Below are 14,320 nucleotides of genomic sequence, written 5' to 3'. Positions count from 1 at the left end.
GGTCTCTGGTTAAGGTACTTGCTTGTTATCGCCCGAACGCCGCAGCCGGCGCTTGATACGCTTAATGTACCGCGCAACCCGCCAGGCGCGCTTGATGCAGTAACCGTACAGGAAGAAGGCAAGCAAGAATAATGCCAACATAACCCACTCAGGGATAAAAGTCAGGCGTTCGCCGATCACGCCCACCGCAGCCAGCAACGCAGCCGCCAGGGTGATCAGCACGAAAGCCTGCCGCGGCGTAAAGCCGGCGCGCATGATCAGGTGGTGAATATGTTGACGATCGGGAGAGAAGGGGCTCATCCCCTTGCGTAAACGACGATACATGATTGCTATCATGTCCATCAGCGGAATAGCGATGATCCACAGCGCGGTCACCGGGTTGATCGAGTGCGCCTTTCCCTGTGAACTTTGCAGCAGCAGCCAAATGGCGGTAAAGCCGATCAGGGTGCTGCCGGCATCCCCCATAAACACCTTATAACGGCGGCCGAGGATACCGAGATTGAGCAAAATATAGGGAACGATAGTGGCGATCATCGCAAAGCACCAGAACGCCAGCTCATGATGGCCGCTCAGGTACAGCAGCAGGCCCAGCGCCCCGAAGGAGACGCACGACAAACCGCCCAGCAGACCATCGATGCCGTCGACCATATTGAAAGCGTTGATCGCCGCCCATACCGCGAACAGCGTCACCAGATAGCCGAACGGCCCCAGCAGCATCTCCCAGTCACCCAGCACATGGCCGAAGCTGCGCAGATACAGACCGGCGAACACCATCATGGCGATGCCGACCAGCGCCTGCACCAGGGCGCGAATTTTAACGCTGATATCGAAACGATCGTCGAGCGCCCCCACAAACACCAGAATACCGGCGCAGGTGAGATAAAGCTTGGCGTGTGCGATGGGTTGTTCAGAGATCCAAAACGCGAAGCACAACCCGGCATAAACGGAAATACCGCCGACCAGAGGAATCAGCCCCTGATGGCGTTTGCGATAATTGGGTTTATCTACCAGACCAATACGTTTTGCCGCCTTGCGGGCAACAAAGAGAAAAGCCAAAGAAAACAGGAAAACAAATAGAATTTCAGTACTCATAGTGAGTAAGTTCACAGTTAACAGATCTCTGTAGAAGATAAGGCAGCTTACCACGGGCTAAGGCTTGTGCCATCGGCCCCCGCTACCTTTCGGTCATTTCCTATGACAACGGTGATTCATGCCTATTTTCTTCGCATCGACTGACAAAATGACAGCAGCAAAGCCGACCGGCGCGAAACCGACCGACAAACAAGATGAATTCTCAATAAGTCGAGGAAACAACTTACTTTTCCATTACTGCTACTTATCGTATCCGCCAAAAGCGAAAAACGCCACGACTAGGCGTGGCGTTCAGCGAATTTTTTAACGAATTATGAGCGTTTCATCATATCGAAGAATTCATCGTTGGTTTTAGTCATCGCCAACTTATTAATGAGGAACTCCATCGCGTCGATTTCACCCATCGGATGAATGATTTTGCGCAGGATCCACATTTTTTGCAGCTCTTCAGAGGTGGTGAGCAGCTCTTCTTTACGGGTACCGGAGCGGTTGTAATCGATAGCCGGGAATACGCGTTTCTCGGCGATTTTACGCGCCAGATGCAATTCCATGTTGCCGGTACCTTTAAATTCTTCGTAGATCACTTCGTCCATCTTCGAACCGGTATCAACCAGCGCGGTCGCGATGATGGTCAGGCTGCCGCCCTCTTCCACGTTACGCGCCGCACCGAAGAAGCGCTTCGGACGATGCAGGGCGTTGGCGTCCACACCACCGGTCAACACCTTGCCCGAGGCCGGCACCACAGTGTTGTAGGCGCGCGCCAGACGAGTGATGGAGTCGAGCAGAATGATCACGTCTTTCTTGTGCTCAACCAGGCGCTTGGCCTTCTCGATCACCATTTCAGCCACTTGCACGTGACGCGAAGCCGGCTCGTCGAAGGTCGATGCGATCACTTCGCCTTTCACCAGGCGCTGCATCTCGGTCACTTCTTCCGGACGTTCGTCGATCAGCAGCACCATCAGCACGCAGTCTGGGTGATTGTAGGCGATGCTCTGCGCGATGTTCTGCAGCAGCATGGTTTTACCGGCTTTCGGCGGTGCCACGATCAGGCCACGCTGGCCGCGGCCAATTGGCGCCGCCAGATCCAGTACGCGCGCCGTCAAGTCTTCGGTCGAGCCGTTGCCGCGCTCCATCCGCAGACGGGAATTGGCGTGCAGCGGCGTCAAGTTCTCGAACAGGATCTTGCTGCGGGCGTTTTCCGGCTTGTCGTAGTTGACTTCGTTGACTTTCAGCAGGGCAAAATAGCGCTCGCCTTCTTTTGGCGGACGAATCTTACCGGAAATGGTGTCACCTGTGCGGAGGTTGAAGCGGCGGATTTGGCTAGGGGATACGTAGATGTCGTCGGGACCGGCGAGGTAGGAACTGTCTCCAGAGCGGAGGAAACCGAATCCATCCTGCAATATCTCGAGCACGCCGTCGCCGAAGATATCTTCTCCGCTTTTCGCATGTTGCTTCAGAATGGAGAAGATGATGTCCTGCTTGCGCATGCGGGCAAGGTTTTCCAGCCCCATATTTTCGCCGAGAGTAATCAGCTCAGAAACCGGCGTATTCTTTAATTCGGTAAGATTCATAGTGGTGGGTTCTTAAACTCGGGGTATGTCTCGAACTTGTATCGTGAATGGTATGGCAGCGAGATGCGTGCCTGTTTACTGGACGTTCGATCACCGGGCGCAGAGCCGTCGCGGTAAGAAATGGCTTACATCGGGCGCACGCATTGACGGTTGAAGATCGAAGGTACCTTAAAAATGATTTTTGCAAAACCGTTTGATTGCCAAAACACGGGTTGAGTTCAGTTTACTTTCAACGCCAGTGGTTCGACACAGAGTATAGCTTTAGATTCAAACTCTTTAGATTTAAAACTTCGGGCAAGTTCTATATGCAGTGTGGTTAAACTTAACACGCTTCTTGGCAGGCGTCTAGCGGTGAATTGAACATCACCGCCAGGCGCCTGATACTGGGCTTCCCGCCCGATTACAGATTCGCGTTCAGGAAATCTTTGAGCTGACCTTTGGACAACGCGCCAACCTTGGTCGCGGCCACTTCACCGTTCTTGAACAGCAACAGCGTAGGGATGCCACGGATACCGTACTTAGGCGCGGTAGCCGGGTTCTGATCGATATTCAGCTTGGTGATGGTCAGTTTGCCTTCGAACTCTTCGGCAATCTCATCCAGAATCGGAGCAATCATCTTGCACGGCCCACACCATTCAGCCCAGAAATCGACCAGGATCGGCCCTTCCGCTTTCAGCACGTCAGCTTCGAAGCTGCTGTCAGTCAGGTGAATAATTTTATCGCTCATGTTCTACTCCACAGGATTATGTCTACCTTGTTGGTGTAGCATTAACCAACTCAAGGTGATTTTATTGCACCGCGTTTATTTCAACGGATGTGCTTTCGTAAAGCAATAGTTAGCTGATATTCTACCACACTATGAGCAAAACACACTTGACTGAACAGAAGTTTTCCGACTTCGCCCTGCACCCGTTAGTCCTTGAAGCCCTTGAGAAAAAAGGGTTTCACAATTGCACGCCCATCCAGGCGTTAGCATTGCCGCTCACGCTCTCCGGGCGTGACGTTGCAGGTCAGGCGCAAACCGGTACCGGAAAGACGCTGGCGTTTTTGGCGTCTACTTTTCACTATTTGCTGACCCACCCGGCGAAACAGGATCGCCAGACCAATCAGCCGCGCGCCTTGATCATGGCGCCTACGCGTGAACTGGCGGTGCAAATCCACTCCGATGCGGAAGCCCTCTCCCAGAGCACCGGCCTGAAGCTGGGCCTGGCCTACGGCGGCGACGGCTACGACAAACAGCTGAAAGTGCTGGAAAGCGGCGTGGACATTCTGATTGGCACCACCGGCCGTTTAATCGATTACACCAAGCAGAACTATGTCGATCTCGGCGCGATGCAGGTCGTCGTGCTGGATGAGGCCGATCGCATGTACGATCTCGGCTTTATCAAAGACATCCGCTGGCTGTTCCGCCGCATGCCTGCGGCCGATCAACGCCTGAACATGCTGTTCTCCGCCACGCTGTCCTATCGCGTACGCGAACTGGCCTTCGAGCAGATGAACAACGCCGAATATGTTGAAGTGGAACCGGAACAGAAAACCGGCCACCGCATTAAAGAAGAGCTGTTCTACCCGTCCAACGAAGAAAAAATGCGTCTGCTGCAGACGCTGATCGAAGAAGAGTGGCCGGATCGCGCCATCATCTTCGCCAACACCAAGCACCGCTGCGAAGACATCTGGGGCCACCTGGCCGCCGACGGTCACCGCGTCGGCCTGCTGACCGGCGACGTGGCGCAGAAAAAACGCCTGCGCATCCTCGACGACTTCACCAAGGGCAATCTGGATATCCTGGTCGCCACCGACGTCGCCGCGCGCGGTCTGCACATTCCCGCCGTCACGCACGTCTTCAACTACGATCTGCCTGACGACTGCGAAGACTACGTGCACCGCATCGGCCGTACCGGCCGAGCAGGCGCCAGCGGCCACTCCATCAGCCTGGCTTGTGAAGAGTACGCGCTCAACCTGCCGGCGATCGAGACCTATATCGATCACAGCATTCCGGTGAGCAAGTACAACAGCGATGCGCTGCTGACCGATCTGCCGGCGCCGAAGCGCCTGTCGCGTCCGCGCGGCGGCAACGGCCCACGTCGCAACTCCGCGCCACGTCGCGGCGGCGCGCCGCGCAGCAACCGTAAACGCTCGAGCTGATCGCCATGCTCAGCTCCAGCACGCTTTATGCTGCCATCGATCTCGGCTCCAACAGCTTCCATATGTTGGTGGTGCGCGAGGTGGCCGGCAGCATTCAGACTCTGGCGCGGATAAAGCGCAAGGTGCGCCTGGCTGCCGGGCTGGATCAGCACAATCACCTGTCGCATGAGGCCATGCAACGCGGCTGGCAGTGCCTGCGGCTGTTCTCCGAACGCCTGCAGGATATCCCGCGCGAGCAGATCCGCGTCGTCGCCACCGCCACCTTGCGCCTGGCGTCCAACGCCGATGAGTTCCTGCAGGCAGCCGAGCAAATCCTCGGCTGCCCGGTGCAGGTCATCAGCGGCGAAGAAGAAGCGCGGCTGATTTATCATGGCGTCGCGCACACCACCGGCGGGCCGGATCGGCGGCTGGTCGTCGATATCGGCGGCGGCAGCACCGAACTGGTCACCGGCACCGGCGCACAGGCATCGCAGCTGTACAGCCTGTCGATGGGCTGCGTCACCTGGCTGGAGCGCTATTTCAGCGATCGCAACCTCGGGCAAGAAAACTTCGAGCGCGCCGAACAGGCCGCGCGCGACATGGTGCGGCCGATCGCGCCGCAGCTGCGCCAGCACGGTTGGCAAATCTGCGTCGGCGCTTCCGGCACCGTACAAGCGCTGCAGGAAATCATGGTGGCGCAAGGCATGGATGAACGCATCACCCTGCCCAAGCTGCGCCAGTTGAAACAGCGGGCCATTCAGTGCGGCAAGCTGGAAGAGCTGGAGATCGAAGGGTTGACGCTGGAACGCGCGCTGGTCTTCCCGAGCGGCCTGTCCATTCTGCTGGCCATCTTCCAGGAGCTGGGCATCGAAAGCATGATGCTGGCCGGCGGGGCGCTGCGTGAAGGCCTGGTTTACGGCATGCTGCATCTGCCGGTGGAGCAGGATATTCGCATCCGCACCATCCGCAACCTGCAGCGTCGCTACCTGATCGACACCGAGCAGGCCGAGCGCGTCAGCCAGCTCGCCGCCAACTTCTCGCAGCAGGTCGCCAACGAGTGGCAGTTGGATGCGCGATGTCGCGAGCTGTTGCACAGCGCCAGCCTGATCCACGAACTCGGCCTCAGCGTCGATTTCAAGCAGGCGCCGCAACACGCCGCCTACCTGATCCGCCACCTGGACTTACCCGGCTTTACCCCCGCGCAGAAAAAACTGCTGGCCACCCTGCTGCAAAACCAGAGCAACACCCTCGACCTGTCGCTGTTGAACCAGCAAAACGCCCTGCCGCCGCGCACCGCGCAGCGTCTGTGCCGCATTTTGCGCCTGGCGATCATCTTCGCCAGCCGCCGCCGCGACGACACGCTGCCGGCGGTGCGTTTACGCGCCAATCAGGACGATGAACTGACGGTGATCTTGCCGCCGGGTTGGCTGGAGCAGCATCCGCTGCGCGCCGAGGCGCTGGAGCAGGAAAGCCACTGGCAGAGTTACGTCCACTGGACGCTGCGGTTGGAAGAACAACGTTGAAATAGCAAGGGCGCGATGAGCGCCCTTTCTTTTTAATTCCCGCCTTTGGCCTTGGCCAGCTGGGCGCGGATATTGGCCAGATGGCTCTGCCCCTTCTGCATCCGCTCCTGGGGGCTCACCACTTTGCGCTCGGTTTCCCACGCCAAATCGTCCTGCGGCAGCTCCAGCAGGAATCGGCTCGGCTCCGGCCGCACCAACTCACCGTACTGACGGCGTTCGCGGCACAGGGTGAAGATCAGCTCTTTTTGCGCGCGGGTGATCCCTACATAGGCCAGACGCCGCTCTTCATCGACATTGTCTTCGTCGATGCTGCTCTGGTGCGGCAGCAGCCCCTCTTCCATACCCACCAGGAACACGTAGGGGAACTCCAACCCTTTGGAAGCGTGCAGCGTCATCAGCTGCACCTGATCCAGCTCCTCTTCGCTTTCACCGCGCTCCATCATGTCGCGCAGGGTGAAGCGCGTCACGACCTGGGTCAGCGTCATCGGCTCGTCCAAATCGTTGCCTTCCAGCATCTCCGTCATCCAACCGAACAGCGTATTGACGTTTTTCATCCGCATTTCGGCGGCCTTCGGGCTGGTCGAGGTTTCAAACAGCCAGCTTTCATAATCCACGCCGCGGATCAGATCGCGCACCGCCGCCACCGGCTCACGCTCCGCCTGTTGGGCGATGCCGCCCAGCCAGTGGGTGAAGCGTTGGAGCGATTCCAGCCCGCGCCCGGTCAAGTGCTGGCTCAGCCCCAGATCGAAACTGGCGTGGAATAAACTCTTGTTGCGCTGGTTGGCCCATTCGCCGAGCTTCTGCAGCGTCGCCGGGCCGATCTCGCGCTTGGGGGTATTGACGATGCGCAGGAAGGCGCTGTCGTCGTCCGGGTTGGTCAGCACGCGCAGGTAGGCCAGCAGATCCTTGATCTCGGGGCGAGAGAAGAACGACGTGCCGCCGGAAATCTTGTACGGGATGCGGTTCTGCATCAGCATCTTTTCAAACACCCGCGACTGGTGGTTGCCACGGTAGAGAATCGCATAGTCGCCGTAGTTGGTTTTTTTCACGAAGTGGTGGGCGATCAGTTCCCCCACCACGCGCTCGGCTTCGTGATCCTCGTTGTTGGCGGTCACCACCTTCAGCTCTTCGCCATACCCCAGCTCGGAAAACAGCCTTTTTTCAAACACGTGCGGGTTATTGGCGATCAGGATATTGGCCGCCTTCAAAATGCGCTCGCTGGAACGGTAGTTTTGCTCCAGCTTGATCACCTGCAGCGCCGGGAAATCTTCCTTCAGCAGCACCAGGTTCTGCGGCCGCGCGCCGCGCCAGGAGTAAATCGACTGATCGTCGTCGCCCACCACGGTAAAGCGCGCGCGATGGCCCACCAACAGCTTCACCAGCTCGTATTGGCTGGTGTTAGTATCCTGATACTCATCCACCAGCAGATAGCGGATGCGCTGCTGCCAGCGTTCGCGCACCTCTTCGTTGCGTTGCAGCAGCAGCGTCGGCAACAGGATCAAATCGTCGAAGTCCAGTACGTTACACGCCCGCATATGGGCGTGGTAAAGGCCGTAGCAGTGGGCGAACAGCTTGTCGCGCTCCGAGCGCGCCAGCTCCGCCGCCCGCTGGGGATCGATCAGGTCGTTTTTCCAGTTGGAGATGGTCGAAATCAGCTGCGCCACCAGCGTCTTATCGCTTTCCAGCCACTTTTCGGTCAGCTCTTTCAACAGCGCCAGCTGATCCTGGTCGTCGAACAGCGAGAAGTTGGACTTCATGCCCAGCGCCACATATTCCCGCTTGATGATTTCCAGCCCCAGAGTGTGGAAGGTGGAAATCATCAGCCCGCGCGCCTCTTTGCGTCCCAGGGTTTGCGACACGCGCTCTTTCATCTCGCGCGCGGCTTTGTTGGTAAAAGTCACGGCGGCGATGTGCCGCGCCTGATAGCCGCAGTGGTGGATCAGGTGGGCTATCTTATTAGTGATAACGCGCGTCTTGCCGGAGCCGGCACCGGCCAACACCAGGCAGGGCCCGGTAACGAATTCGACGGCTTGTTGTTGGCTGGGGTTTAATCGCATGGCGCTGACTTGCTCGACTGTAAAACGTGGAAGGGAATTGTAGCAGAAAGCGCCGATGAGATTTAGCGGGTATAATCAGCGCAATTTTCGCATCGACAAAGGCAATACCATGGCAAAAACGGCGTGCGCCCTGCACATTCTGGTAGACAATGAAAAGCTGGCCAACGAGCTGCTGGCCAAGCTTAAGCGTGGCGTCAGCTTCGACACGCTGGCGCGCAAATACTCGAGCTGCCCGTCAAAACGCAACGGCGGCTCGCTGGGCGAATTCAACAAAGGCGCAATGGTGCCTGCGTTCGATAAAGCGGTGTTCAGCATCCCGCTGCTCAAACCTTACGGCCCGGTCAAAACCCAGTTCGGTTACCATATCATCAAGGTGCTGTACCGCAACTGAGGGGGCCTGAGCCCCCTGCCACGAATTACTGCGCGCCAGCGGCGTCCGTCGCCGGCGAAGCGACTGCGGTGTCCGCCGGTTTGGCTTCTTCCGTCACCACCGCCGGCGGCGGCATCATGATGCCGTTATAGGTATCCTGCAGCTGCTTCATGCTCATTTCCGGCTCGCCCTTCGGCTGCATCAGCACCAGCGTCGCGTCCTGAGACAACTGCAGCTTCAGCGCCTGATTCAGCGTCTCCAGCGTCAGGCTGGACAGGAACTCCTGGCGCAGCTTCTGGTACAGCTCCGGCGCGATATCCACCACCCCGCTCTGCTGCGACCGCAGACGCTGGCTCATCAGCACGTCGGTGTCGGTACGGGCGTAGGTCGCGAACAGCTTGCTCAGCTGATCGTTTTTCTGCGCCAGCAGCGCATCGAATTCCTCTTTCGACAGGCCGTTGTCACGCACGTTGGCCAGTTCGCGGGCAATGAAGCCCAGGCTGCCGTTCAGATTGTTGTTCGGCGTATCCAGGTGGATGGCGCACTGCCCGCGCTGGTACTGCACGCGGCAGTCAAAGCCCAAATGCAGGTTTTTCTGGTCGCTTTTTTCCAGCGTCTGCTGGAGGTGCCAGAACAACGCCTCGCGGGCGAGATCGCCACGCCAGTAGCGCAGCAGGCTTTGCGAATCGCGAATCGGGTGCCACGGCGAATCCCACATGATCGACAGCGTATCCTGCTTCACCTGCTCGCTGATCAGGCTCACCGGCTGCTGCGGCAGCGGCGTCAGGGTCGGCATCGGAGCCGGGGTTTCACGTTTGCCCTGCAGCGGCGAGAAGGCCTTGTTGATCTGCTCGCCCAGGCTACGGCTGTCAACCTTGCCGACCACAAACAGCGTCATGGCGTCCGGTGTGTACCACTGCTGATAGAATTTCTTCAACTGCTCAAGGTTGACCGGCCGTTTCGCCGGCTGCGCCGGATCGTGCGCCAGCAGCGTCGAGCCTTTCAGGCGGTAACGCCACCAGGCGTCTTTGGTATTTGGGGGGAAAGTGCCGACCGGATTGATGCTGGAATTCATCACCGCGTGCACCGTGTGCTCGTCGATCGCCAGTTTGCCGGTCGTGTCCGCCAGCCAGGCCAGCGCTTCTTTCAACAGATCGGGTCGGTTGTTCGGCAAGCTGAGGTTATACATGGTGAAATCGTACGAGATGATAGCCGGCGGCAGCGGCCGCTCGTTATCTACACTCTGCTGCCACAGCGCCCGCAGCTGCGGCGCCGTGAAGCTTTCGCTGCGCGTCAACGCCAGCCGCGGCAGCAGGTGGGCAAAACCGGTCTGCTGCGAAGACTCCACCAAAGAGCCGGTATTGACGATCAGCCGCAGTTCCACGCGGTCGCTCGGCCGCTGCGGCGTATCGAGAATCTGCCATGAAAACCCGTTGGCCAGCGCCCCCTGCTGCCAGGCAGGATCGGGTTGTAGTGCTTCAGCCTGCACGCTGCCACTGGCTGCCGCCAGTAGCAGCCCACCAACTATAAGATGAATTCTGGTGCCCTGCATGTGAACCCCTACTTAATGACTATCCAATTTCTTATGCAAATGCGTGTATTCCATTCAATGGAATCATAAAAATACGCCCTGAGTTTCACGGTGGGGCGGAAAGCAGAAAGTGTACCATCGTGTTAGACCGCGCGCCTTTGCGGATGTCACTCATTAGAGTGAAAAATAATAGATTGCGGGGTTTTTAATGCAAAAAATCGTTACGAGGCAGGGGAAGAAGCTCACCGGCCGCGGATGCGACCGGTGATTTACCGCCGAAATCAGGCGGAAGGCAGCGTTTTGTCCGCGCCGGTATTTTTGTTGTTCAGGGTGTCTTTCAGCTGCTTCTCATCCAGCTGATTACACCATTTGGCTACGACCACGGTCGCCACGCCATTGCCCACCAGGTTGGTCAGCGCGCGAGCTTCCGACATAAAGCGGTCGATGCCGAGGATCAGCGCCAGGCCGGCCAGCGGCAGGTGGCCCACGGCGGAGATGGTGGCGGCCAACACGATAAAGCCGCTGCCGGTCACGCCCGCCGCCCCTTTGGAGGAGAGCAGCAACACCACCAGCAGGGTAATCTGATGCATGATATCCATGTGGGTGTTGGTCGCCTGCGCAATAAACACCGCGGCCATGGTCAGGTAGATAGAGGTGCCGTCCAGGTTGAAGGAGTATCCGGTCGGGATCACCAGACCCACCACCGATTTCTTGCAGCCCAACTTCTCCATTTTATCCAGCATGCGCGGCAGCGCGGATTCAGACGACGAGGTCCCCAGCACGATCAGCAGCTCTTCTTTGATGTAGTTGACGAATTTGAAGATGCTGAAGCCGTTGGCGCGGGCGATGCTGCCCAACACCACCACCACGAACAGAATGCAGGTGATATAGAAACACACGATCAGCTGGCCGAGTTGCACCAGCGTGCCGACGCCGTATTTACCGATGGTAAACGCCATGGCGCCGAAGGCCCCCAGCGGCGCCAGGCGCATGATCATGTTGATGATGCCGAAAATCACCCGCGAGAAGCTGTCGATCACGTTGTAGATCAGCTGCCCTTTGTCGCCCAGACGATGCAGGGCGAAGCCGAACAGCACCGCGAACAGCAGCACCTGAAGAATGTTGCCGCTGGCGAACGCGCCGATCACGCTGCCGGGGATGATGTCCAGCAGGAACGGAATGATGCCCTGCTGCTGCGCTTGCTCGGCGTAGATCGCCACCGCTTTGGCGTCCAGCGTACCGGGATCGACGTTCATGCCGGCGCCCGGTTGCACCAGGTTGACGATCACCAGGCCGATAATCAGCGCGAGGGTGCTGACGATTTCAAAATACAGCAGCGCGATGGCGCCGGTGCGCCCCACCGCCTTCATGCTTTCCATGCCGGCGATGCCGGTCACCACGGTGCAGAAAATCACCGGGGCGATAATCATCTTGATCAGTTTGACGAAGCCATCGCCCAAGGGTTTCATCTGGGCGCCGAGGTCAGGGTAGAAGTGGCCAAGCAGGATACCCAGCGTGATCGCCGTCAGCACCTGAAAATAGAGGCTCTTAAAAATTGTTGTTTTCATATGAACATCCTATGGGGGGAAGACACGCACCAGGCGGCAGTCTAAAAATCCAGCCTGTTCATTGCTTGCGCGGAAAATAACACCCACTTAACAACATGGAAATAATTTGTTGCACCCACCCCTCAGGGTTGATGTGAATTTAAGAGCTGAAACGCGTCAGTCCGGGTGCAAAGCTGAAAATTGCGTAAGCCTTTGTTTGCACTAACGCAAAAGAGGTATGAGGGGAATAGCGATTTTCGGACGGGGAAAAGTACCGGAAAGGTAACGCGGCGCTCACGGCGCCGCGCGGCAAAACTCGGTTTCGAACGCTTCACGCGGCAGCGGCCGAGCGAACAGGAACCCTTGCCCGCTGCGAATGCCGTGCTTCAGCAGCCAGTCGCGCTGCTCGGCGTTTTCCACGCCTTCGGCCATCACCGGCAACGCCAGCACTTCAGAGATTGAACTGACGATGCGCACCATCGCATCGTCGGCCGGCAGCCCCTGAATGAAACTGCGGTCGATTTTAATCAAATCGATCGGCAGGGATTTCAACCGGTTCAGGTACTCCAGGCTGGAGTAGCCCATGCCGAAGTCGTCCAGCGCGATCGACAGCCCCAGATCGTGCAGCTCGCGCAGCAGCGCCAGCGCGCGGTCGAGATCGTCGATGCGTACCGTCTCGGTGATCTCCAGCAGCAGCTTGCGCGGATCGATCCGATACTGCGCCAGCAGATTTTTCAGATGCGGAACAAACGCCTCGTCCTGCATCTGAATGCCGGAAACGTTGACCGCCAGCGGCAGCGCAATGCCGCGCTGCTGCCAGTCCGCCAGGATACGGCAGGACTCTTCCAGCACCCAGTTGCCGAGCGGCACAATCACGCCCAGCTCTTCCGCGAGCGGAATGACGTCGGCCGGCAGGGTATAGCTGCCGTCGTACTGCTGCCAGCGCAGCAACGCTTCTGCGCCAATCACCTCGTTGGACTGCATGTCGATCTGTGGCTGCAGGAACAGCGTGAAATGCCGCTGCTCAATGCCGTGCAGGATCTCGCTCTCCTGCGTCAATCGCTTCTGCGTGCGCTCCGTCAGGCTGGGTTCGAAGAACAGGATCTGATTTTTCCCTTCGCGATGCGCGGACATCATCGCCGAGGTAGCGCTGCGCAGCAGCTGTTCCGCGCTCTCCCCCTGATTGAGGTAGTGGGCGATGCCGATGCTGGCGTTGGGCCGCAGCGCCAGGCCTTCCAGCGTCAACGGCGCGTTGATCTCCGCCATGATGCGTCGCGCCAGCTGCATGGCGTGGAACGGCCGCTCGATGCCCTTGGCCAGGATGGCGAATTCGGTATTGCTCAGCTGTGCCAGCACGCCGTTTTCGTCGATGCAGCCGCGCAGCTTCTTCGCCAGCGCCAACAGCAATGCCTCGCGCATCGCCGGGCTCATCACGCCCGACGCTTCATGCAGCGTCTCGATGCCGATCACCAGCAGGTTAAAACGCTCGGGGCGCAGGCTGGAGGCGATATGCTGTTCCAGCAACGCGTTCAGCAAGGCCGGGTTCGGCAGTTCGGTCACCGGGTGGCGGGTGCTCAGGCGGCTCATGTCGGCATGCGCCTTGGCCAGCGTCTGTTGATTGCGGTTGTAGTTGCGCACCAGCAGGCCGAGCTCGTCGTCCTGGTGCAGCGCCGGCAGCATCAGCTGGTGATAAGGCGCTTCGTCCTGCGAGATGTTTTCCAGCTCTTTGGCCATCGCGCGCAGCGGATGCACCATCAGCCGGTTCATGCACCAGGTGATGGACACCGACAGGATCAGCGCCAGCAGCAGGTAGGTCGACAGCATGGTCGACAATATGCTGAGGATAAACTGATACATGCGGAACGAATCGGCCTGCAGCACCAGGTAGGCCAGCGGCTGCTGGTTGGCCGGCACCCGTTCCAGCGAATAGAGCGGCACGGAAATTTGGATAGGCAGCTCAAACAGCCGGGCGATCAGCGTCGGCACCGGCCGCTCTGGCGGGAAATTGGCGTGCAGCGCCTGAAACTCGTTCGGCAAGACGATATCCGCCCGGCTCAGAATGCCGACCGGCAACAGCGTATTCAGCACCTTTTTGGCTTCCGGCACGTCCATGCGCAGCACCGCTTCCGCCAGCGGCTGGCGTACGGAGTGAGCGATATTCTCCAGTTGCTGGGCGTAGTCATCCCTGCGCTGCTGCACAAAATGGAACAACTGAATCACGATAAAGATACAGATCGTGACCAGCGCCACGCCGGACACTGTCGCCATCTGCTTAATCGTTAACGAACGCCTGACCCGCAAACCTGCTCTCCGTAAAATCGGGCTGAAACAAAAAGGGGGCTGACTCTCACCCGCCCCCTCGAACCGGGCTGAGTATACTCGATCATCGGCTGTTTTTATCTGGCTATGCCGCAGGCATAACCAAGAAAATCGCGGGTTTCAGTCTTTTCCTAGAGCGAACAAACACGACCCGGACACAGGGTAACAAAACTCCCCGGTGTCCGA

The 14,320-nt window shown here is 58.5% G+C and carries 10 protein-coding genes; 3 read left to right on the top strand and 7 right to left on the bottom strand.

The window, feature by feature from the left end; genetic code table 11:
• Nucleotides 1-9 precede the first annotated feature (9 nt).
• The 3 genes from wecA to trxA form a co-directional block, all read right to left on the bottom strand.
• On the bottom strand, nucleotides 10-1,107 hold the full coding sequence (gene wecA / locus SERRSCBI_RS00700; RefSeq protein ID WP_025160399.1) for a UDP-N-acetylglucosamine--undecaprenyl-phosphate N-acetylglucosaminephosphotransferase: 1,098 nt from the start codon (nucleotides 1,105-1,107) through the stop codon (nucleotides 10-12).
• Between the two features lie 296 nt (nucleotides 1,108-1,403).
• Nucleotides 1,404-2,663: a transcription termination factor Rho gene (gene rho / locus SERRSCBI_RS00695; protein ID WP_004934188.1), complete on the bottom strand. Its 1,260-nt coding sequence runs from the start codon at nucleotides 2,661-2,663 to the stop codon at nucleotides 1,404-1,406.
• A 400-nt stretch (nucleotides 2,664-3,063) separates the two neighbouring features.
• A complete protein-coding gene (gene trxA / locus SERRSCBI_RS00690; protein ID WP_004934187.1) occupies nucleotides 3,064-3,390 on the bottom strand; it encodes a thioredoxin TrxA in 327 nt (108 codons plus the stop codon).
• A gap of 131 nt (nucleotides 3,391-3,521) precedes the next feature.
• Between trxA and rhlB the strand changes: the two genes are divergently transcribed.
• Nucleotides 3,522-4,808 (top strand): ATP-dependent RNA helicase RhlB, encoded by a 1,287-nt coding sequence (gene rhlB, locus SERRSCBI_RS00685; RefSeq protein ID WP_033645045.1) that lies wholly within the window; start codon nucleotides 3,522-3,524, stop codon nucleotides 4,806-4,808.
• A 5-nt stretch (nucleotides 4,809-4,813) separates the two neighbouring features.
• On the top strand, nucleotides 4,814-6,310 hold the full coding sequence (gene ppx / locus SERRSCBI_RS00680) for an exopolyphosphatase (RefSeq protein ID WP_042783439.1): 1,497 nt from the start codon (nucleotides 4,814-4,816) through the stop codon (nucleotides 6,308-6,310).
• A 32-nt stretch (nucleotides 6,311-6,342) separates the two neighbouring features.
• Here ppx and rep read toward each other — a convergent pair whose 3' ends face one another.
• Nucleotides 6,343-8,367 carry a DNA helicase Rep gene (gene rep, locus SERRSCBI_RS00675; RefSeq protein ID WP_033645047.1) on the bottom strand — a complete coding sequence of 675 codons (2,025 nt, stop codon included), beginning with the start codon at nucleotides 8,365-8,367 and terminating at the stop codon, nucleotides 6,343-6,345.
• A gap of 109 nt (nucleotides 8,368-8,476) precedes the next feature.
• Between rep and ppiC the strand changes: the two genes are divergently transcribed.
• Nucleotides 8,477-8,758 carry a peptidylprolyl isomerase PpiC gene (gene ppiC, locus SERRSCBI_RS00670; protein ID WP_004934175.1) on the top strand — a complete coding sequence of 94 codons (282 nt, stop codon included), beginning with the start codon at nucleotides 8,477-8,479 and terminating at the stop codon, nucleotides 8,756-8,758.
• A gap of 25 nt (nucleotides 8,759-8,783) precedes the next feature.
• On the opposite strand, the gene SERRSCBI_RS00665 is transcribed toward ppiC, so the two are convergent.
• The 3 genes from SERRSCBI_RS00665 to hmsP all read right to left on the bottom strand — a co-directional run bounded on the left by SERRSCBI_RS00665 (nucleotide 8,784) and on the right by hmsP (nucleotide 14,116).
• On the bottom strand, nucleotides 8,784-10,289 hold the full coding sequence (locus SERRSCBI_RS00665; protein ID WP_033645048.1) for a pitrilysin family protein: 1,506 nt from the start codon (nucleotides 10,287-10,289) through the stop codon (nucleotides 8,784-8,786).
• Between the two features lie 260 nt (nucleotides 10,290-10,549).
• Entirely contained in the window at nucleotides 10,550-11,836 is a 1,287-nt protein-coding gene (locus SERRSCBI_RS00660; protein WP_033645049.1) for a dicarboxylate/amino acid:cation symporter, read from the bottom strand.
• A gap of 273 nt (nucleotides 11,837-12,109) precedes the next feature.
• Nucleotides 12,110-14,116: a biofilm formation regulator HmsP gene (gene hmsP, locus SERRSCBI_RS00655; protein ID WP_042783438.1), complete on the bottom strand. Its 2,007-nt coding sequence runs from the start codon at nucleotides 14,114-14,116 to the stop codon at nucleotides 12,110-12,112.
• Nucleotides 14,117-14,320: the final 204 nt, after the last annotated feature.

Origin of the sequence: Serratia sp. SCBI (genome assembly GCF_000747565.1) — a bacterium.
GTDB classification, from domain to species: domain Bacteria; phylum Pseudomonadota; class Gammaproteobacteria; order Enterobacterales; family Enterobacteriaceae; genus Serratia; species Serratia ureilytica.
Note: the sequence above shows the minus strand (reverse complement) of the source record. Positions and strands in the feature narration are given on the sequence as shown.

Excerpts from the sequence above, each read along its gene's own strand:
- rho (WP_004934188.1), bottom strand. The coding sequence starts at position 2,663 with ATGAATCTTACCGAATTAAAGAATACGCCGGTTTCTGAGCTGATTACT.
- trxA (WP_004934187.1), bottom strand. The coding sequence starts at position 3,390 with ATGAGCGATAAAATTATTCACCTGACTGACAGCAGCTTCGAAGCTGAC.
- rhlB (WP_033645045.1), top strand. The coding sequence starts at position 3,522 with ATGAGCAAAACACACTTGACTGAACAGAAGTTTTCCGACTTCGCCCTG.
- ppx (WP_042783439.1), top strand. The coding sequence starts at position 4,814 with ATGCTCAGCTCCAGCACGCTTTATGCTGCCATCGATCTCGGCTCCAAC.
- rep (WP_033645047.1), bottom strand. The coding sequence starts at position 8,367 with ATGCGATTAAACCCCAGCCAACAACAAGCCGTCGAATTCGTTACCGGG.
- ppiC (WP_004934175.1), top strand. The coding sequence starts at position 8,477 with ATGGCAAAAACGGCGTGCGCCCTGCACATTCTGGTAGACAATGAAAAG.
- SERRSCBI_RS00665 (WP_033645048.1), bottom strand. The coding sequence starts at position 10,289 with ATGCAGGGCACCAGAATTCATCTTATAGTTGGTGGGCTGCTACTGGCG.
- SERRSCBI_RS00660 (WP_033645049.1), bottom strand. The coding sequence starts at position 11,836 with ATGAAAACAACAATTTTTAAGAGCCTCTATTTTCAGGTGCTGACGGCG.